The sequence below is a fragment of the Streptomyces sp. NPDC055955 genome (assembly GCF_042270245.1).
Taxonomy (GTDB): domain Bacteria; phylum Actinomycetota; class Actinomycetes; order Streptomycetales; family Streptomycetaceae; genus Streptomyces.
The window spans coordinates 1-20,870 of record NZ_JBHJYS010000038.1; the positions used below are offsets into that span (position 1 = coordinate 1).

Sequence of the window (20,870 nt, forward strand, 5' to 3'; positions counted from 1 at the left end):
GGGTACCACATCGCTTCGCGATGTGCAAGCGAACACCCGTGCTGCGCACGGGTGTTGCGCTCCCGCTCCGCGGGAGCGCTGGCGGCTCGCTGCGCTCCCCGCTCAACTCGCTTGCTTCGCAAGCGAGTTGCTGTCCCTTTCGCTGCGCTTCAGGGACAGCTGGCCGCTTTGCGGCCTAGGCCGGGCTTCGCCCGGCCGGCGGCTTCCGCTGCGCTCCAGCCACCCCCGCACTGCGTGCGGTTGGTGCGCCACGCTCCGCGCGGCGCACCGGCTGGCAGCAGGGGACGGTGGGGGTGGTTGTCTTGACGGGAAGTCAGGGTGGTGTCTGGTCATGTGATTCTGCTTGGGCTTGACGATAGGCCAGCGTGAACAGGTGCTGCATCAAAATTGACTGCTGATAGACTCTGGAATTATTGCAACCCAGCGGAGGGCGGTCATTGACTGTGAATGACACCGTATATCTGCGTGAGTGGGGTGAGGATATGGCTCGGCTCGCGGACGCATTCTCGGCCGGCTTCCAGGCTGCCCAGGGTTACCCGCCTGCAGAGCACGAGGTGCGTCTCGTCTCCGCTGAGGAGGGTACGGCCGCTGTCGCACTGCTCGTTCACGCGGGGGCGGCCGAGGCACTCCAGGAGTACTACGCCCGGCTCGGCTCTGTCGTCCTGCCTGATCTGGGCAGTGGCGTCTGGATTGATGACGCTTCCTCAGTCGTGTTGCAGGCCGAGGCCGGCAACTCCCCCAAGAAGCTTGCTGGGGCCGTTCATGACACCGTGACAGTGTTCGGGACAGACGGCGGAGGAGGCATGTACGCGGTCAGCCACACCAGCGGCGGGATCTACCACCTCACGCTCGGCGCCCTCACCAACGACAGCTACGACCTCGACGCCGACGGCTACCGCTGCACAGCCACCAGTCTCCGGGGCTTCCTCGAGCAGCTGCGCACCGACCTCGCCGGAGCCGTCCTGGCCCAGCAGGCTTCACACCCGCGACGGGGACGACAATAATCGGTAGGAGAAAGGACGCTTCGGTGGAAAAGAAAACCCTCCGTCCCCATCAGAGGGAAGCCGTCGACGCCATTGTCAAGGCGCTCGAATTGCCTGCAAGATCTTTTGTGCCTGAGCGCGGGCTCCGGACTCAGGTGATCATGGCCACCGGATCCGGCAAGACCCTCGTTGCCGCCCGCAGCGCGCAGGAGCTCCACGCGGGACGCGTTCTGGTCCTGGTGCCCTCGTTGGACCTGCTCGCCCAGACCGAGGCCGCCTGGCGGGAGGGCGGACGTGGGGGGCCGATGATCGGGGTGTCCTCGCTGCGCGGGGACGAGGTGGTCTTCCCCAACACCACGGACGCGGACGAGCTGGTCGCCTGGGTGAAGCCGTTCGACCACGTCACCGTGTTCGCCACGTACGCCTCCCTGGGCCTGGGCACCCTGGAGCGCGCGCACCGCGCGGGCCTGACGGGCTGGGACCTGATCGTGGTCGACGAGGCGCACCGGGTTTCCGGCCGGATCGGGAAGCCGTGGGCGGTCGTTCACGACAACCAGAAGATCCCCTCCCTGCGCCGTCTCTACATGACGGCCACGCCCCGGCTGTGGCAGCTCGGGGACGAGGACGAAGAGGGCGCGCCGGGCGAGCTGGTCGCGAGCATGGACGACGCCCCCGAGGGCCCCTTCGGCAGCAGGGCGTTCACTTTGACGCTCTCGGAGGCCATCGATCGGGGAATCTGTGCCCCCTACCAGGTCGTATGCGTGGACGTCACCGACACCGCGCTCCAGGCCGCGCAGCTCCTAGGCGCGGAGGGCCATTCGGCAGAGGTGCGCGGGGCCCGGCTCGCCGCTCTGCAGACCGCCTTGGTGAAGGCGTCGGCCGAAGAGGGCTTCCGGCGCACGCTGGTCTTCCACCACGTCGTGAAGGAGGCCGAGGCATTCGCGGCCGGCCTTCCCGGTATTGCCGCGCAGTTGCACGCCGCCGACCCGCAGCTGTATCCGCGCACGATCTGGGCCAACTGGCTGTGCGGCGAGCACAAGCCCCTGTACCGCCGCCGTGTGCTGGAGGAGTTCGGCGACGGTATCGCCACCGACGGCACCGTCGTGGAGAAGAGCTACCTCGGGTCCGTGAAGGTCCTCGGAGAAGGCGTTGATACATCCCGGTGTGACTCCGTGTACTTCGCGGACGTGCGCGGCTCCATGCCCGACCTCGTCCAGGCCGTCGGCCGGGCACTGCGCATCCAACCCGGCGAAGGCAAGGTCGCGTCGCTCGTCGTACCGGTACTGCTCGGGCCCGGTGAGACGGCGGACAACATGCTGACCAGCCGGGCGTTCGGCGGGCTGGCCAAGCTGCTCGAGGCGCTGCGGGCGCACGATGCGCGCATCGTGGAAGCCCTCGCGGAGCAGCAGGCCCCCAGCCGGTCCCCCAAAGGCCGCGAACGGGGAGCCGAGAGTGAGGAGCCAGGCACAGTGTGGGAGGGACTCAGCGGTGGCGCAAAGGCGCTGCTGAAGTTCTCCACGCCGCGAGATCCAGCTCAGCTCGCGGCGTTCATCAACCTGCGCGTCCTGCATCCCGAGCACGAGCACTGGCGGCGCGGCATCGAAGCAGCCGTCATCTACGGCCGTGAGCACGGTGATCTGCGGGTGCCGTTCACGTACCGCGTGCCCGCCGTCGCCGACCAGGAGGCGGAAGCCGCGGGGTGGCCGGCCACGCTCGCAGGTTTTCCACTTGGGCAATGGATCGCCGACGCCCGCCGGTTCTACGCCCGCGGCGAGATGGACCAAGACCGCGCCGTCCAGCTGGAGAAGCTCGGCATGATCTGGTCGCACTTCGACGTCGCGTGGGAGGAGGGCCTGTCCGCCGCACGCGGGTGGGCCGCTGAGAACGGCCACCTCCTGGCGCCGCTGGACGCCACCTTCCAGGGCGCGGCGGTGGGCATCTGGTTGAAGAACGCGCGGGCCGCTGCCCGGAAGGCGCAGGAGATCGAGCGGCGGCGCACGGAAGGTCTGCCGGTTCAGTCGTCGGCCGGGGCGCTGTCGACCGAGCGGCGCGAGCAGCTCGAGGAGATCGACGCGTCCTGGTGCCCGTCGTGGCCGGTGACGTGGCAGCGGTGCTTCCACCTCGTGCGGATGCACCTGGACGCGGGCGAGGCGCTACCCACCGAGGCAGGCGAGGTCGTGCGCCAGGGCGAAGACCTCGGACGGTGGGTACGGGCACAGCGGCTCGGATGGGACCAGCTCACCGGCGTGCAGCAATGGATGTGCGAACAGGTCGTCGGGATCACCCCCGCGGCCGAGGACGAGAAGCCGAGGCCGCGCCGTACGCAGGCCGACAAGTGGACCGCCAACCTCGCCGCCGCCCGGCAGTTCTACGAACGCGAAGGGCACCTGAAGGTCCCGCGCAAGCACGTGGAGACCGTGCTCTCCAAGGACGGCCTAGAGGACCAGTACCGGCTGGGGGCATGGGTCAACAACCAGCGCAGCAGGGCCGCGACGCTGTCGCCGGAGCGGATGGAGCAACTGTCCAAGGTCGGCATGCGCTGGTCGTGAATTCAGTGCCTGTGTCGCGGGGCCGTGATCGCTCACCGAAGGTTTTCGTCACGGATCATCCTGCGGAGACTGCTGTCCCCCAGGGCAATGAGTGGTCTGTCAGGTGAAGCTGGCTGGTGGTGTTGTGGATCCGGGCCGGTAGTGGGCGACTCCTGCGTACGACATGCCCAGCGAGGCGGTGAGTACCTTGATGTCGAGTTCGTCTGCGAGGGTGAGCAGGCGGGTGGAACGCAGGATGCGTGGCAGCAGGCCGAGGGGGGCGAGGCTGTCGCGAATATGAGCGGCGCCGGCGGGGCCACGGTGCGTCCGGGTGAGCCGGGTGACAAGCAGGTGAGGGTTGTCCGAGCCGAGCCCGCGTCGGTGTTCTCGGCAGCGCTCGAGTGCTGTCCAGGTCGCGTTGTCCAGTGGGAGGGCCGCTGATCTGCCGGGGAACTGAACGCTCTGGTGGTGGGAGTTGATGCCGCTGTCGGTGAGCCGGCGCAGCTCGGCGATGGACGCTGCGTGGAGCAGGGCGGCAAGTCCGATGAAGGCCTCGTGCGGGTGGATGTTCCGGCTGGTGGCCCACCGCCGGTACAGGGTTCGCTGCTGGGACGGCGTGAGGGTCGGGCCGTGAAATCCCCTCTGCTGCACCGCAGTTACCGGGCCGGCGGGGTTATGGAGGACTGCCTTGGCGCGGTGGGCGCAGGCGAAGAACTGACGCAGTCCCGCGAGGCGGGAGGCGCGGCGGGCGGGGTTGAGAGCCAGGAAGGATTCCAGGTCTGCAGTGGTGACGCCCGCCCAGCTCATATGACCCTCGGCGTGAAGGTGGACGGCCAGGTCACGGACGGCGTCCAGGCGGATCTCAATGGTCTTCAGCTGGTTCGGCCGTAGTCCCAGCTGCTGCGCCTGCTCACGCTGCAGCAGCAGGGTGTCGGCGAATCCGGTGACCTGGGGGCGCAGCAGGGCGGGGATGGCCTCGATACGGCGTGCGCGGCGGGCTGCTGCTCGTTGGTCGGCGAGGCCCGGCGGCGGGTCGAGGTGGCCATGAGTTCGGAAGAAGTCGGTGAGTGATCCGACAAGTTCGGGGGTGTCGTTTCGGGCGTGGGCGAGCAAGGTGCGGGGCTCGGAGGTTGTTGCCGTGAGGATCAAGCGCGCGATGGTGGCAACCACGTCGGCCGCGTAGATCGGGTGGCGGTGCTCCGCCAGGTGAGCGGCGAGGTCGCTCCACCAGGAGGGCGGGGTGGGCATACGCTCTGCCCAGCCGGCCGCACGGGTCAAGACGGTGCGCGGTGAGTGCTCGTAGCAGCGCTTGCACAGCTCCTTGGCCCACTGGCCGCTGGTGCCGCACCCCTCACAGCGTGCCGGGAGCTCAGCGGTGGTGGGGGTGCTGCAGGGGCGGCAGCACTGGGTCGCCGCGTCGAGAACGCGTCGGCGTCCGCAGCGCTGGCACTTGCCTCGTCCGGGTTGTCCCGCGGTGCGGCGTCGGCACGCCGCGCACTGCTGCTGCGTTGACCGGCGAGGGGCTCCGCAGACGGCGCAGGTACGCGAGCACCAGGCGCAGCGTCCGGTGTCGGGGCGCAGCCAGCGCAGTCGGTGGCAGGCCGGGCAGCTGTCCTTGACGGTCCGGGATGCGGCACCGGCGGTCGCGTGCGGGTTCGTTGCGCGGTGGCGTGCGGTCACAGCGGCGGTAAGGATCGGTGGCGGGGTACGGACTGCTGCGGGGGCGGTGGGGCCGGGTCAGGGGCAGTGCGTGGCGGCGGAGCTGGAGACGCGACGGGCTCGCGCAGGGTCAAGAGGTCGCCCGGAGTGCAGTCGAGGGCAGCGCACAGCGCGGCCAGCGTGGACAGCTTCACCTGGGAGGGCTGTTTGGTGAACAGCACGGACACCGATGCCGCGGACAGTTCGAGGCCGGCCCTCTCGGCCAGCAGACGGCGCAGTTCGGTGCCTGTCCAGATGCCGCGCTGTGCCGCGGCCATCCGGAGCTTCCACTCCACCTGGAGTGGCGGGGCGGCAGAGGCGATGGCGTGCAGTTCGGGTGTGGTCATCGGCACTCCTGCCCGTGGGTCAGCCGGCCAGGCCGGTGACGGCGGTGACCGTGGCGCGGCGCCAGGCGTCCTCGACGAAGTTGAGGGAGGGGCGGACGTAGGCCATGGTCGCGGCGATGTGCCGGTGTCCCAGGAGCTGCTGGACGGTGAGCAGGTCCATGCCCTGCTCATAGTGGTGGGTCGCGCAGGCGCGGCGCAGGTCGTGGGGAGTGAACCGGTCGCCTTCGGGCCGGGCTTCCGCATCCAGGAGGCGGGCCAGGCGATCTCGCACGGATTCCGGCTTCAGCGGTTGTCCCTGGACATCGCAGAACAGCGGGGCGGTATCCGGGAACAAGGGGCGGACGTCACTCTGGTACCAGGCAAGGACCCGGTCCAGGCCGTCGAGCAAGGGGGCCCATCTCGGGCGCGGTCCCGAGGCACTGGCCGCCTTGCCGAACCGTACGTGGAGCTTGCCTGACGGGCCGAGTCCGGGGTGAACGTCGCACCGGTCGAGGCGGACCGCTTCGCCCACCCGAGGCGCGCAGTGGTAGAGAGTGCGCAGCAGCGCATAATCCCGTGCCGCGGCCGGATAGTCAGACGTGGTGGTCAGACGGGCACGCGCGAAGGCGAAGAACGCTGTCAGGCGCTCGGCCGTGGGCGGCAGCCGAAGAGAGGATGTGCCGTCGTAGACGTGCCGCAGCCGGTTGAACCGGTCCAGCGGATCACCCACGGGCACGCCGTACAGAGCCCGGATCTCGGTGGCGTACCGGTCCTGGACAAAGCCGTGGAACATGCGCAGCATCTGCAGATACTGACGCCTCGTCCCCGGGGCCCGGCCCGCACGCAGCAGGTCCCGGAGCATCGCATCCACGTCCGCAGGCTCGATCTGCCATACCGGCCGTCCGAAATGGTTCAACACCCGTTCCAGCAAGGACGTGTAACAGCCGACCGTCGTGGCGGCAAAACCCCGTACCACCCACGTCGAAGCGAACGCCTGCGTGCAGCGGGCCTGGAAAACCCACGCATCCGGCGCCTGACCGGCATCAGACGCCGGATCGGCAAGCCCGCCCTCGACCAGCCGCAGAAACCGCTCCCCCATACCCCACCGCCATCTCGCAACGACCCATACCTAAGGCGCCACCTGAACCATGCACCTGCCACCGAAGCCATCAACGAGACACCACAAGAAAAGCAACCCTTGCCTTACACACAACCGTGTAACCCACACGCCTCCCCGTTGAGCCACTGGGCCTCGTCAACGAGGAAGGTGCGGGGGCGCTCGGCCAGGGCGGTTTTCAGCAGGCGGTCGAACTCGCTGGGGTGGCGCGGTGGTTCACCGGCCAGGTCGAGGGCGGTGAACAGTTCGTAGCGCACCGCGCGGGCGGTGGGTCGGGCCCGGAAGGTGATCTTTCGGATGTCCTCGCCGGGTTCGAGTGCGTGCAGGCAGGTGTTGACGGCGAGGGTCTTGCCGAAGCCGGCGCCGCCGTGGATGCACATCATCGCGCGGGCGGCGACGGTGTCGGAGATGTTCTCCCGGGCAATGAGCAGGGCGCGGGTGGTGACGACGGAGGCGTCGGGCAGGTCGACGTACTGGTAGGTGGCCGCAGTCATCAGGCGTCTCCTGCGGGTCGGGAGTCGGGTTCCGGCGCAACGTCCGCCGACGGGTCGGCGGGAGCGGGAGCGGGCGGGGGCGGCGCTGTGCCGGCCGCAAGGGCGGGCGGGGTGCGCCAGTGCGCCGGAGGCGCGGCGTGCGGGATCAGGTCGGGGAGTGCCAGCCGTGCGACGTCGGTGTAGTCGGCGGCGGCGAGTTCACGCTCGGCTTGGGCGGCCGTGACGGCTCCCAGCCGCTGGGCGGGCTCCGCGGTGGTGGCGGGGGCGAATCGCTGGCGGCGTAGGCGTTCGGCAGCCTTCGCATCGGAGCGCAGGCGTCGGGCGCGCTCCGCGCGTGCCTCGCGTAGTGCCTGCAGCTGCACGGGGGTGGCCGCGTCCGCGAGGTGCGCCGGGCCGAGGTGGCGGCCACGGGCATCACAGACCTCGATCTCGTGATCGTGGTGCGGCGTGTAGCGCACGCGGACCTGGCGGCCGGCCTGGCCGGTCATCCAGGGGGCGATGTAGGTGCGCCCGCGCCACCGCACGCCGTGGCTGGTCAGCTTCCGCGGGCGGCCGTCGTCTTCGAGGGTGAACGTCCACAGGTCGGCGGCGGGGACGTCCGTGACGGGAGTCGGATCGGCCTGCCATGCCTGAAGTGGCGTACGGCCGGACAGCGCCTGCGGCCGGTGCTCGGTATTCCACCAGTGGGTCCAGGCCAGCACCTCCGCGGTGAAGTCCTGAAACGACATGGCACCGGACGTCTCCGGCCTGCGGCCCGCGCCTTTACTTCGCCGGCCGGAGCGGCGCTTGATGGGGGTGAGGGTGTAGCCGGGCAGGGCCGCGAACAGCATCCGGTCGACGGCTCGGTTGAGGTTTTCCACTGTGCCCTTGAGGTGAGGGCTGTAGGCGGGAAGGTCCTTCACCGTCACGCCCATCGTGCCGAACGCCGCGGTGACGGTGGTCGACAGGAAGTCCTTGCCCCGGTCCACCCGCACCTGCTCCGGTGTCCCGCCCGCAGGGCCGTAGGGATCTTCACGCAAAACAGCGGCGCGCAGCGCGACCAGTACGGAGGCGCGGGAGGGGACGCCAGGGGTGACGGCGGTGCCGGTGATGACTTTGGTGGCGGTGTCGATGAACCAGGTCACCCACGGGCGCACGAGGTCGCCGTCGGCATCGACCAGTAGCGGTGCCTGGACGTGATCGGTCTCCCACACGTGATTGCGCCAGGAGGCCGCCCGTTTGCCGAAGACGTCGTGCGCGCGTGCCGCATCCGGTCCCGTCGCAAGACCGGCCCGCTCCCCCGCGGTGAGATCACGACGCACCGCGCGCAGGAACGTCGACAGCGACGGCACCGGGTCCAGCAACGGCACCGCAGCCTGCGGGGCGCCCGCGGGAGAAGCCGCGGATTCAGACGCCGTCGTCGGCTGACCGTCACGGCCGCCGGTCTCGGCCCGGGCCACCAACTGGCGGTGGACCGCGGAAGCGTTGCTGTGCCAGTACGCCAACAGCACCCGGATCTCTCTGGTGATCTCGAACCGGTCACCGCGGCGTTCCCCGGGGCGGGTCGCGGCCCGGGGCGACCGGGAGGCCTCAGCCAGCCACCGCCACACCGTCCGCTCCGACACGCCCAGGCACTCCCCGGCCAGGCGCACATGCTCCCGCGACAGCCGCCGCTCGGCGCGCAGCGCCAGCAGACGACGCACCGCCGGCGCCCGCAACGCCGTCAGCGACTCCTCCCCCAAAACACCAGCCGGATCCTCCGGCGGTGCCATCGGCTGCCCGTCCATGCCATGCCCCTTCGTTCTCATCCGCTTCCGTGGAGCCCGTCTTCGTTCACCCCGTCGGAACAGGTGAAGGCCCCCTACACGAGCCCTCCGAGCAGCCCGGACCGTCACGGGTAGGGGCCAAGACGCGCGCAGGCCTGCTCGATCAACTCCCCGTCCACACGCCTCGCGGGGTCGCGCTCGCGGGCCGCGTAGACATGCGACGTGATCTTCGCCCACGTGCGGAAATTGCCGCGCGCTATCTGCTCATCGGCCTGAGCAAGGTCGTCCGGGTTCGCCTGCGCCCACACGGGATGGAACAGAGTCAGCATCTGCGGTACTTGAGACGGCTCAAGCCGGCCGACCTGATGCCAGGTCAGCACGCGCGAGCGCAGCGCCGAAGCACGGGCGAGGGCCCGCTCGCTTCCAGCCCCACACAGCACCAGCGCCGCCGCACAGCCCGGCGCATCCCACAACTGCCGCAGATAATCCAGCAAGGGCGGCGTCAGCCGCTGGGCGTCATCGATGAACAGCACACCCGGCTCGGCCAGGGCCCGCGTCAGAGCATGGCCGACCGGTCCGGCCCGGTGCGGCAGTGCCCCCGACGGCAGCCCGAGCGCTTCACACAGCGAGGCCCGCAGCTGCGGCAGACCGGGCGCCACGCCGGCCACCGCCCGCCACACCGGCACCCGGCCGGGCAGAAAATGCAACGCCTGCTCGACGGCGACCGTCTTCCCCAGGCCCGCGTCCCCGTACACACAGCACATCCCGCGGGCCGCGACCGTATGCCCCACCGCCTCCGCCACAGCGGCCACCTGCCGGGTGGACACCAGCCGGGCCGCCGGCACGTACAACCGCACACCGCCGCCCCGCACCCCCGCATCCGCGGAGCCCTCCGCCACCGGCACGTCGGCGGACGGCCCATCGACAACAAGCGGACCACCCGCCCCGTCCACGAGCCCCAAATCCGCCAGCGCCCTGTCATACCGGCTCGGCTCCAGCCCCACCCTGGCCCCAGCCAAACGGGCCACCTCAAGAACCCGGCCCGCCCCCAGATCCCGCTTGATCACGCGGTGCAACGTCGGCAGCGAGGGCACACACTGCGCACCCCACCCCTCCAACGCCCCCTCTTCCTGGGCCCGGAGCATCCTGCGCCGCAACTCCGCGACGTTCCCGCCCGCCTGTGCGAGGACCTCCCACAACGCGTCACTCAGCGAAAACCCGTCCTGCCGCGGCCGCGCCTCGACATGACCCCGGCGCCCATCGGCCAGCCAACGCCACACCGTCCGCTCCGACACACCCGCCAACTCCGCCGCGATCCGCACATGCAGCGCCGACAGCGTCCCCTCCCCATCCACCGCAAGAAGCCGCCGCACCACCACACCCCGCGCCAGCGGCACACCCCCGGCCGGCACAACAGCCGATCCCGCCTCGGCCCCACCCGCCGAAACCCCCTGAACCGTCATACGGCCAGCCCACCCAACCCCGCCAGCCCCTCACACAGGAACAGCGAAAGCCATGACAGCCAGCAACCAACCTGCTAACCGCCCCACAACACCCGTTTGGTCACCCCATGACAGCGACCACAGCCCAGCCCCACACCCACTACCAGGACATCCACACCGCCATCCCGCTGACGCCCACCCGCTGCCACCCCACCACCCACTCACACCAGGAGCAGGTCACGGACAGGGACCAGCCGGGCCAGCGGGCGGTACAGGTGGCTGTGGGGGCGTGGGAACCCGGGGGAAAGAATGTGTCCGACCAGACGGCGACCATCCGAGCCCGGCAGCCTCACCGTCCCCTCCCCACGCCACGCGCCCGGCACATCGGCGGTCGGCCGGGTGGGTGAGATCGGAGCCCGAGTCAGTGACCCCTCGTTCCTCCAGGCGTGCGCGGCCCAGTACATGGCGGCCGGGTTCGGGGTCCGGGTGAGAGCGAGGTGCGCAGCTGGCGCAACAGCTGGCCGCCTCTGCTTGCGGCTTCGCCGCGGGCGGGACTGCCGCCGCGGCCCTGCAGCGCCTGCCCGCCCCCGGCGAAGCCGCGGTGCCCACGGGGGACGGGTGGCGTACGCGAAGCGAACCGGCGTGCCGTTCCGGGTGCTGTGGCCTGAGGGCGCCAGTCGCTGACCGACGGGACGTGTGGTTAGAAGTCGTCGTCCTCGACCCTGACGCGTGCTCCTGCCTGTTGTGCCTTCTGCTCAATGGCCCCTTGTGCGCCCTCCGCGGTGATGAGCGTGACGCTCAGGCTCATGAGTTGGTGGTTTGCGCTGGGGGCATCTAGGACCTTGCTCAGTTCCTTGAGGAGTTGCCAGACCTGCTCACGCGTTTCCGGTGCTGTGATGCTGCGATTGGTGAGTTCGATGATGTACCGCTTGAACGAGGCGGGCTCCAAGTTGGTCGGAGCAGCGTCTTCAGTATTGGCCTCGCGGGCCCTTTCTGTGTTGGTGGCCCGGTATTCCTGGTCGTCGATGCCGAACAGCTCACTGGGGTCTCTGCCGTCGGCTGGCTCGCCTGACTGCTTAGGAATCGGGATCGTCGTGGTGCTCTTGGACGCGCCAGTGGCGGCGGACACGGCCTCAGCTGTCTTGACCGCGCGGCGAAGGTTCTGGCTGATGGAGCCGATCGAGATTTGTTCCGGAGAGGCGATGGCGAGCTTGTCACCGTCGGAGTCCGCCAGTTCCCAGCCGTTTCGGAGCAGAGCGTAGATTGCGTGGCGTATCTCGTCGGTCGCGGTGACCAGGGGGAACAAGGGGTTCTTGTAGAAGGATTGGACGACTTCGCGGGGGGTGAGGGTGCGCTCGAAGGTTTCTAGTAGGGCTGCAAGGTAGTCCGGCGAGAGGCCTGTTGTGTTCGTTGCGCGACCGGCCTCGACGAGCGCCGCCCACACCTGGTCCCCGCGCAGGGATGACTTGGTGTCGTCGTCGAAGCGCTTGAACTCGACGTGCAGCCCGTCCGAGGCGCGGACGAGGTAGGCGTAGTGCTGGAAGGCCTTCTCAATGTCCTTCTTGAGCTTGTTTTCAGCCTCGGCCACCTTGGTGGTGGCCTCGTGGAACTCGTCGGTGTCCTCGGGGTTGATCTGCTTGAGGACACTGCGCCAGGCGAGGACTTCTCTGGCGCGCTTGCGTGCCACGTCCCGCCGCTGTGTGTTTACACAGGCCACGATGCAGCTGGCTGCATTGTCTACGCGTAGCGGGTCGGGTCCGAGCCCGAGGAGAGCGGTGATCTCGGCGCGGCTGAGGGTGTCCTTGCCGTTGAGTAGGGTCCAGCGGCGCGGGTCGAGCACGACGAGGCGGGTGACGGCCGAGTCCACCCCGTCAAAGGTGCGCGCACGGTCGATGTCCCCGGTGGCGGTCGGCGCGTCGATGAAGCGGATCTCGTCAAAGATTCCACGCCGAGCAAGACTCTGCGTCTGCTCCCAGACCAGCTTTTCGCACGAGGGCGGGTCCACCAGCGCGAGGGATGCGGTGAAGTACATCCGGAGTGTCTGCCTGATGGACAGGTAGTAGCGCCCGGGTGCGTTGGCCGGTTGGGTGATCTCAAGTGCGCCGAGGCCGTCCTCGCCGGTGAGGGCGTTGAATACCTCCTCAGCGTCGGTGTAGGGGGTACCGGTGGCCGGAGTCGGCTCGAGGATGGCCGCCAGCATCTCGGCCTTGGTCGCTCCCCGGCCGCCGCGCGGGCGGGCGACCATCGAGTAGCAGAACAGTGCGGTGGCCATGCGCACGCCTGCGTGGTCCTGCAGGGCGGTGACGCCGGCAGTGCGCAGTCGCTGATCGATGGCGACGGCGCGTCCTGCGGAGCCGTCGGTGCTGGTGATGTCGGTGGTGGCCACGGAGCGATAGCCCTGGATAGCCCGGTCGTTGCCCATGAAGAGGCCGGAGGACAGCAACTGCTCGAGGGCGATGGTGAGGGGGATGTCGCCAACTCCGATGAGAGCCGGCGCCCACCGCCCGTCCTCGTGCTCGGTGACCCAGTGCAGCGCGGTCCGGGCGAAGATCGCGACCGTGGAGCGGACGCGCTGGAAGTTCTGGACCTGTGACCACTCCTCTCGCACCAGTCGCATGAGCTCGGGGTGGAAGGGGTAACTTGCCTCGACTCGCTCGGCGAATCCGGTCACTCCGCGGTTCGGGCCGAGCTTGTCGAGCACCTTGTCTCGCCAGCCGGTCTCGCTCGCCGTGCCGTACTGCTCGGCCACACGGGACGCGGCAGCGCCCACCTCGGCTGGCTCGAACAGGCGGCGCTGGATGATCGAGGTGAAGTCGTGGGACTCAGTCACCGCGACTCTGCCGTCCGGGCCGTTACGCACAAGCCGGTCGGAGACGTAGCTGCGGAAGTCATCAGCAAGCGGCGGATAACCGCGCTCGTCGAGCTCGCTGCGTATCATGACCACGACACATACGACGCGGGGAACGTCGTCGCAGGCGTCCATGAGGGCGTTGAGGAACGCCTTCTCGTTGGGCATGCGGTCGACGTTGGTCGCGTCGGCGAGCTGCAGCACGTAGTCCATGAGCTCGTCGAGCAGGATGAGTACCGGCCGTCCCGCGTCGCTGAGCGCCTGTTGCAGGGTCCCCTTGTTTGGCCCGCCCGCGACGTAGCGCTTGTAGCGGTCCATGTCGCCGCCGGTCAGCGACCAGAGAAATCGCTCGAACAGGTTCGTGGCCGGGCCGAATGTCTCGCTGGGCCTGCCCGGGCTGAAGTAGTCAGCCGTGAGGACGACGGCCTGGGCGTTGGTGAGGTCTACGTCGCGGCCGCCCTGCTCTGCTTCACTGCGGACCTTGCGGCCCAGCTCCGTGGCGAAGAACTCCTGCGGTGAGTTGGCCATGTGGTATAGCCCGACGAGAGCGTGGCTCTTGCCTCCACCCATACCTTGGTCCAGGTGGAAGAGCGCCGTGGTCTCGGCGTCGGTGCCCAGCCGGCGAGCGACGCGGCTGAAGAAGCCGACGAGATTGGGGGTGGGCTGGGTGATGTCGCCGTAGTAGTCGACCTTGCGGTAGGGCACGTCAATGGTCTGGTAGACGGCTTTGTGCAGGCTCATCTGCAGCTCGCCGACTGAGCCGTCGGATGCGGTGACCTCGGGCCGCAGCGTGAGGACGTCGGCCCAGTGTGAAGCGGTGCGGGTCGACATGCTCAGGACTCCTTGGTGGCGAAGGGCAGGGTGGGCTGGTTGTCGCGCTCGCTTTCGGCGAGTTCGGTGGCGACGCGGTGGGTGAGGTTGGCGATGGTGCCGGCGTTGCGCTGAACTGCGGTGAGAGCCTTGGCCACTGTGTCGCTGGGCGGCAGCTGCGAGAGGATCTCGCCGACTACGGCCCACAGGTGCGCGTCAGTGGGCTGCCGGTCGGACTGGGCGACGACAGCGGCGACTGATTCGGTGGCGCCTTGGTCCCAGGCGGCGGCCATGGCCCGGACCACCTCGAACGTCGAGGACTTGTCGCTGACAGTGCTTGGGGCGTCGATTCGCAGCTTGTAGCCGCTCTTGCTCTCAGTGAGGAGCGCACCGCGCAGATCCTCCAGGCGCAGGTTGTCCGCCTGCGCCTGAAAGCGGGCCTCGCCCTTGGGAACGTCCGAGCGCGCAAAGAGCCGCTGCCAGAAGACGGCGAAGCGGGTTGGCGCGTCGAACGTCTCAAGCGGGAGCTCGTCCAGCTTGAGCGCCGTGGCATCGCGGACCGCGGTGCGCGCCAGGGTGAGGTAGCGGTCGAACTCGGCCTGGGTGCCGTCAGGCTTGAGGATCTTGGCGTAGCGGCCGTAGACCTCCATCGCCGGTCCGTAGGCAGCCATGAGCTGGTCGGTGAGGGCCAAGCCGTCGCGGTCCCACTCCCGCGCAGCCGCCTTGACCCGCTCGGCGACCTCACGGTCGACCTGAGCGGCCGTGGCGACCGGCCGATTCACGGTGGCGACGCGACAGCCGATCGCGACTGTGACCTTGATGCTCGCCACACCGGTCGAGGCTGTCTCGGTCCTGGAGGGCCAGGAGCTGGTGACGACGAAGCCGGCATCGTGCAGGGCACCGACCAGCCGTCGCCACGCATCAGGGTCAGAGTGTCCGAACACGACGACAAGGTGGCCGTCCGCGCGCAGCACGCGCCGCGCCTCGCCGAAGGCACGGCTGAGCATTTGCTCGTAGAAGTCGCGGGTTCGGTGCTCGCCAGGGGCATTGCCGTTCTTGACGATGATCTCGTCGGTCTTGTCCTGCAGGCCATCACGTCCGGGGTGTTCGAACAGGTCAGGCATCAGCTCGCGAAGCGCGCGGCGAAGCCAGACATAGAAGAGGTCCGACGCGTCGGCGTAGTCGATCATGTTGTAGTAGGGCGGGTCAGTGATGACGGCGTCCACGGATCCGTCCCGGAAGGGCAGGGCGATTGCAGAGGCTTGCCGGAACCGCCCGGGGCCGTCGGCGGGCGACTCCGCAAGGACTTTCTTAAGAGCGTTGATGCCGCTCTCGCTGACGCTGGACCACGTGCCTGGGCCGTTCCCCGGCCCGGCCTCGACATAGTCGAAGTTGAACGAGACCTTGCTTTCGTTGGAGAAGACGTGGTCAACCTGCACACGGTTCTGAGCTGTGCCAATCGGGTTGCCGTGACTGCGCAACTTGGCGCCGCGGGTGGCCACGCGCAGCTGGCGCTGTAGGTTCGCGGCTGCGTAACCGGCCAGCGCAGTGGCGTACTCGGAGCTGACGCCAGCCGCGACGCACTCAGCAGTGATCTCCTGAATTGCACGGGCGGTTGCAACGAACTTGGTCGTCTGCCGCTCATTCATCAAGTCCCCGTACGTGCGATAGCCGTACGCGCTGGCCCTGACGGTGTGGTTGTTCCCTGCTGGTATGACCTCATCGGGTACAGCGCAAAGGCCGGCCAGCGACGGTAGTGAGGACAGGTCAACCGAAGTTACTACGTCTACCTCTTGCTCGGTTGGCGCCCTGAAGACCTTGCGGGATCCCTGAAGCTCCTCGCCCACGGCTAGCAAAGCGTCACGGTACTGTCCCGCGTGTCCCATGCTCTTCACGGACTCGAGTGTGTGCACGTGCCCGCATGTGGGGAACGGGCACCGCGCGCTCTTCCCCTTCTTGCCGGAAGCCGCGGCGAAGGTCGGCTCCTGGGGCGGCGGCCCGTCGATGACCTCGGTGCGCCACGTGTCCTGCTCGGTGACCAACCGCAGCGACTGCCCGTCATCCTCCGTACGCGTATAGGGGTGCCGGAGGACGAGAGAGCCAATCAGGGGAAAACGGCGCTTGCAGTGGTCGCAGGGGATGGTGACCGCCCACACGTAGGCCCATGGAAAGGCGCCGTTGCTGCTGCGCGGGTAAAGCGGAGATGTGGCCGCCGCGACGCGAGACCCGACCTCAGCCAGAACCAGGCGTACGTCCTTGAGGAGGCGAGGCTCGTCTTCCTCGAAGAGGCCCTCATCCGTTGAAGGACGCCCGAAGGGAAGATCCGGCTCCGCAGACCAATCGCGCAGCGTGTAGTCGGCCAGCAAACGACCAGCCAGGGTGGCGACCGGGCTGAGGTCCGTGCCTACAGCGGTCACGCCGAGGCGGGCGGCTTCGAGTGGAATGATGCCGCGACCGCTAAACATGTCGAGAACGACGGGGCGACCCGCCGGATATTGAGCGGCGATCGCCTGACGGAGGCGCTGCTGAGCGCCCAAGTCCCCTCGCTCGATCGCAAGACGCACATCATTGTGGTGGATCGCTTGGTTCGGCAGAAGCGCCGCCAGCACAGCGGCGCGCGCTTGGGCGATAGGGCGCGAGGCGAACCAGGTGAAGAGTGCCTTTTCACTGCGGCCGGATCCGGCCGGGGTGCCGACCGCGGCATCGACTGAGGAACACGGGAACCAGTGATCGATGAGGCGGCTGCGCACGTCACTGGTTGTGTCCGTAGTGATCGTCGGCGCCTGAGTGGTGGTGGTCACCGCTGCTCTCCCATCAGCCGACGCAGGTCGGCAACCTTGATCTGGAACCGTTCGATGCGCCGTGGCCCGGTGGCTAGGAGCTTGGCTGGGTCCTGGGCGCGAACGAGGACTGTCGGGGATGTGGCGCAGTCAGTGACGACGTAGAGCCAGTAGTCCTGGCCGCGCTGCTGCGCCTGCGCCCACTCGTGCTGCTCCAGCCACACCGGCTCCAAGCCCGCGTGGAAGCCCTTGACTTCGACGAGGCGTTGTTCTCGGGTCGTGCGGTGTCGGGCGAGCAGGTCGTAGCCCACGCCGGCGGTCTGGCGGTCGTCCACGTCGAACCCAAGCCGGTCCAGCTCGGTCAACACGGTGGCCACCGCGACCGCTTCACTGTCCGGGTCGTAGCCGAGTTGGTCGGCGCGAGCTTCACCGACAACGTGTGCCCAACCGGCCAAGCGGGGAGCGCTCTGCCCGACCTTGCTGATGTCTTCGAGCTGGGCGAGACGGTGTTGCTTGAGCTCCTCGAAGCGGGACATCCGCTCACGCCGTTCGGTGGCGGGCAGGTCCTCGAGCTCGTCCATGTAGCGGTATTCGACCTGGTCAAGCTGCTGCCGTGCCTTGTCGACCCACGCCTCCCGCTCCGCGCGGGCGCGGGCAACTTCACGTGTGAGCGCCGCGCGGGCTTCCAGTGCGCTGTCGTGCCGCAGGGCCGGGGACAGGGGCGGGGCGCTATGGCTGGCACTGGTTGGCCTGAGCAGCATGAGGGACTCCCAGGCGCTCTCGAATGCTCCGGCGCCGGAGTAGCGGATGAGGACCGGGGACTTGCGCCGCTGGCGTCGGATGCCGTCGTGTACCTCGACTTCGGCGTCGTAAACCAGGACGGTGTAGTTCGTGAGCGACGCGGGGTCGCTGAGGACTGTGCCCCGGATGAGTTCGCTCTCGCCGCTACGCAGCGCGAGGTCGGTCAGTTCGGCGAACGGCTCCTCGGTAGGGCCAAGCACGATGACGTCGTCCAGCCCCTGGGAGCCGTCGTTGATCGCCTGCCGAACAAAGGCGCCGTCTGCAGCGAGCAGCGCCTCGTGTTCACCGCCGAGTGTGGGCGGCAGTAGCCGGTTCGAGGTGACACGGCGGATGCCCTTGGCCGGCCCCGGGCCGAGGCTCCACTGCTCGGCGCGAGCGAGTTGGTCGACGAAGCCGTCAACGATGACGGGGTTGATCGCTTCGAGACGGTCGCTACGGAATCGGTCGAGCGCGGCCTCGGTGTTGGCGGGCGTGTGGAGCCGGTCCTCGTCGCTGACCAACTCCTGTGCCTTGGACAGCAACTCGGCTGTATCGGGAACCGTGACGGCTTGACCGGCTTGGGCGTCGATGAGCGCGCGGGTGTAGTCGAAGCCAGTACGGGCGGCGGTCGCGTCGAGCAGGTCGAAGATGCGTCCGTCGAGCGCCTCTCCGGCGGCCTCCAGGTTGCCGAGCATGACCTCTTGGACCCGGCCCTCGCGGGTATCGGGCGCAACGAGGTGGTAGATGTGCACCGGCTTGGTCTGGCCGATCCGGTGCAATCGGCCCATGCGCTGCTCGAGGCGGACCAGGGACCACGGAATGTCCCAGTTGATCATGACGTGGGCGGACTGCAGGTCGATGCCTTCGCCGCCGGCATCGGTGGAGACGAGGATCTGGAACTCGCCGGCGAGGAACCGCTGTTGGAGCTGGTCGCGATCATGGTGTTTTACTGCGCCTTCGAGGGTGTCGACGCTGTACCCGGCGTGGGCGAACTGGCCGGCGAGCCAGCGGGCGGTGTCGGCGAACTCGGTGAAGATGAGCAGCTGGCCCTGCCCCGGTGCGATGCCGTGCTGGGTGAGCAGCTTCTGGGTGCGTAGCCACTTTGTGGAGGGGCCGGCGGTCGTGGCCAGTTTTATGGTTGCGATGACTGCGTCGATCGCTGTGAGCTCTTCGCTCTTGCTGCGGCTGCGGGCGTTGACGACGATGCCCTCGGCGCGCTCCCATGCCTCGTCGTCCTCTACGGCCAGGTTGACTGACCCGTCGCTTTGACTGAACTCGTCAGGTATGGGGCGGTCGACCCGGCTGGACGCTGGGCCCTTGAGGGCCTCGTGCCGTCGCGAGATTGTGGCGGCGGCGGCCAGCAGTGCAGAGGCGGCTCTCTTGCCGTAGATCGAGCGGGCCAGGGTTGCGTTGTCGCCGTAGTACGTGTCGACGTAGTCCATCACTGCGGTGTAGGCGGCGAGTTCGGGGCCGCTGAGGTCGATGGACACCGTCTCGGCGTACCGAGGCGGGAAGAGATCATTTCCGTCGAAGTCTTTCAGCTCCTCCTTCATCCTCCGCAGGAAGGACAGAGTCGAGGGCCTCAGGGCGTTGTCGTACTCGGTCTGCCGCGGGTCCCAGGGGTACAGCGTGGGGTCGAGGAGGCTGAGCAGGCCGCGGAAGTAGTGCTCCTTGCCCCGGTGAGGTGTGGCGGTGAGCAGCAGGAAGTGGTGGGTGCGGTTCGCCACCTCCCGTGCGGCGCCGAGGTACTGGGACGTGGGCGTCAGTCGGTGCGCCTCATCGAAGACTGTGAGCGACCACGATGCCCGGGCTCCGGAGATCTTGCGCCGAACGTCCGGGTTGTAGGTGTACAGGTCCACGCTCACGACCCATACACTGACGCGTGGATCGAGGTCGCGGGGGTCTCTGGCGACGTCAGGAGTGACTGTGGCCGCTTCGATCGCGAAGTATCGGCGTAAGTCCCGCTTCCACTTTTCCACGAGGTGCGCGGGAACGATGATCACCGTTTTGCCAGGTATCAGACCCCGCCTCGTGCCCTCGGCGATGTACATACCCGTCATGATCGTCTTGCCGGTGCCTGGTTCGTCGGCGAGCAGGAACCGCAGGCGTGGCTGGGCCAGCATGTGGCTGAACACGGCCTCGTCCTGGTGCGCATACGGCCGCAGCGGGCGCGTGGCGAGGACGGCGGACCGGATGCGGGGGACGGCGTACTGCATCCATCGGCCCCACAGTGCGCTGAGCGCCCGGGCAGGATCACCATCAGCGTCGTTGACGGGCACGACAGCCGCATGCAGTTCAGCAAGGCTCAGCGCAACGTCGGTGAGCGTGCCGTCGCTGCGGCGCACGACGAAGTCAACTCCATCGCCAGCACCGGTAGCTGCGACGACTGTGGCCATCCCGCCGTCGATGAAGAGTTGGCTACCAGGGGACGGCAAATCGTCCGAGCCCTGCGCACTCATACCCAACCCCGCCTGCAACTGACAGCGCCCACCGGACCACGCCCCTAAAAGCCTTTGCGGCGCCCAGTACCCCCCGAACACCACAGCGAATCGTGCCGAACTGTACCTATTTCTAGGGGAGTTGGTTACCAAATGACCTCTGGATCGCCACCCTCGAGCACGCCACTGAGGCCCCCTCAGAGGTAGAGCTTCGCTGGTGAGCGACCATGTGGATCATCATTCACATAGCGAAGATAATGTGAAGACTATGTGATCAGAATGTGATCCACTAGCCTCATGGTCAGACTGCACCGCGCGCCTGCGTCGGCACGGCGACGTCCCCAACTAAAGTCGGCTTCCAACCCTCTTGGCCGGCGATGATCCTGCTGTGGCTTCATCGGCATGCCTGCCATGCCGTTCCGGCAAGAGACGCAGGAGCGACGCCTCCTCGAGTGTTCTGCCCGCAGATTCGGCGGATCGCGGTGCGGCCCCTCGGTGGCACTGGCCATACCGCTCACCGGGTGCGGATACCGGGCGTACACACATGCCGTCCTGACCCGGGCACTCGGGATTCGCCGCAATCACCGCCACCTCGAGAGGATGCCGTCCGGCGGGTTCACCAGCCGGTGCGGGCGGCGTGCGGTGTTCGGCGCGGGCCTGGTCCGCGGTCGCTGCGAGGCGTCCGAGTTGGTCCAGGCGCGCGGTCGCGCTCGGCCACAAGCTGCAGGAGGCTGTCGATCAGTTCGGACAGATGTGGCCACTCGTCACCGAGTCCGAGGTCGCGTTTGTCGAGTTCGAGGATCCTCTGGAGGCCGGAATGCCATACACCGTTCGCCACAGATAGCCCTAACCCAGTAGCGGTGCTCTGAACCCTTGCCGTC

11 protein-coding genes are annotated in these 20,870 nt (G+C 68.3%); 2 read left to right on the forward strand and 9 right to left on the reverse strand.

Features of this window, described 5'->3' with window-relative positions:
- The first annotated feature begins 482 nt into the window (after nucleotides 1-482).
- A complete protein-coding gene (locus ACFC96_RS43585) occupies nucleotides 483-1,004 on the forward strand; it encodes a hypothetical protein (protein WP_376618104.1) in 522 nt (173 codons plus the stop codon).
- Between the two features lie 23 nt (nucleotides 1,005-1,027).
- Nucleotides 1,028-3,532, forward strand: a complete 2,505-nt coding sequence (locus ACFC96_RS43590; RefSeq protein WP_376618106.1) for a Helicase associated domain protein — start codon at nucleotides 1,028-1,030, stop codon at nucleotides 3,530-3,532.
- Between the two features lie 99 nt (nucleotides 3,533-3,631).
- On the opposite strand, the gene ACFC96_RS43595 is transcribed toward ACFC96_RS43590, so the two are convergent.
- The 9 genes from ACFC96_RS43595 to ACFC96_RS43635 all read right to left on the reverse strand — a co-directional run bounded on the left by ACFC96_RS43595 (nucleotide 3,632) and on the right by ACFC96_RS43635 (nucleotide 20,010).
- Nucleotides 3,632-4,759 carry a hypothetical protein gene (locus ACFC96_RS43595; RefSeq protein ID WP_376618108.1) on the reverse strand — a complete coding sequence of 376 codons (1,128 nt, stop codon included), beginning with the start codon at nucleotides 4,757-4,759 and terminating at the stop codon, nucleotides 3,632-3,634.
- Nucleotides 4,760-5,187: 428 nt separating this feature from the next.
- A complete protein-coding gene (locus ACFC96_RS43600) occupies nucleotides 5,188-5,556 on the reverse strand; it encodes a helix-turn-helix domain-containing protein (RefSeq protein WP_376618110.1) in 369 nt (122 codons plus the stop codon).
- A gap of 19 nt (nucleotides 5,557-5,575) precedes the next feature.
- On the reverse strand, nucleotides 5,576-6,397 hold the full coding sequence (locus ACFC96_RS43605) for a tyrosine-type recombinase/integrase (RefSeq protein ID WP_376618192.1): 822 nt from the start codon (nucleotides 6,395-6,397) through the stop codon (nucleotides 5,576-5,578).
- Between the two features lie 341 nt (nucleotides 6,398-6,738).
- Nucleotides 6,739-7,146, reverse strand: coding sequence for an AAA family ATPase (locus ACFC96_RS43610; protein ID WP_376618112.1), 408 nt, complete (start codon nucleotides 7,144-7,146; stop codon nucleotides 6,739-6,741).
- Nucleotides 7,146-8,912: a Mu transposase C-terminal domain-containing protein gene (locus ACFC96_RS43615; RefSeq protein ID WP_376618114.1), complete on the reverse strand. Its 1,767-nt coding sequence runs from the start codon at nucleotides 8,910-8,912 to the stop codon at nucleotides 7,146-7,148. The genes ACFC96_RS43610 and ACFC96_RS43615 overlap by 1 nt, the downstream gene beginning before the upstream one ends.
- A gap of 104 nt (nucleotides 8,913-9,016) precedes the next feature.
- Nucleotides 9,017-10,354 carry an AAA family ATPase gene (locus ACFC96_RS43620; protein WP_376618116.1) on the reverse strand — a complete coding sequence of 446 codons (1,338 nt, stop codon included), beginning with the start codon at nucleotides 10,352-10,354 and terminating at the stop codon, nucleotides 9,017-9,019.
- A 679-nt stretch (nucleotides 10,355-11,033) separates the two neighbouring features.
- Entirely contained in the window at nucleotides 11,034-14,012 is a 2,979-nt protein-coding gene (locus ACFC96_RS43625) for a DUF499 domain-containing protein (protein ID WP_376618118.1), read from the reverse strand.
- A 2-nt stretch (nucleotides 14,013-14,014) separates the two neighbouring features.
- Complete coding sequence (locus ACFC96_RS43630) at nucleotides 14,015-16,792, reverse strand: DUF1156 domain-containing protein (protein WP_376618120.1); 2,778 nt, start codon at nucleotides 16,790-16,792, stop codon at nucleotides 14,015-14,017.
- Nucleotides 16,789-20,010, reverse strand: a complete 3,222-nt coding sequence (locus ACFC96_RS43635; protein WP_376618122.1) for a helicase-related protein — start codon at nucleotides 20,008-20,010, stop codon at nucleotides 16,789-16,791. Before ACFC96_RS43635 ends, ACFC96_RS43630 begins: the two co-directional genes overlap by 4 nt.
- Between the last annotated feature and the right edge of the window lie 860 nt (nucleotides 20,011-20,870).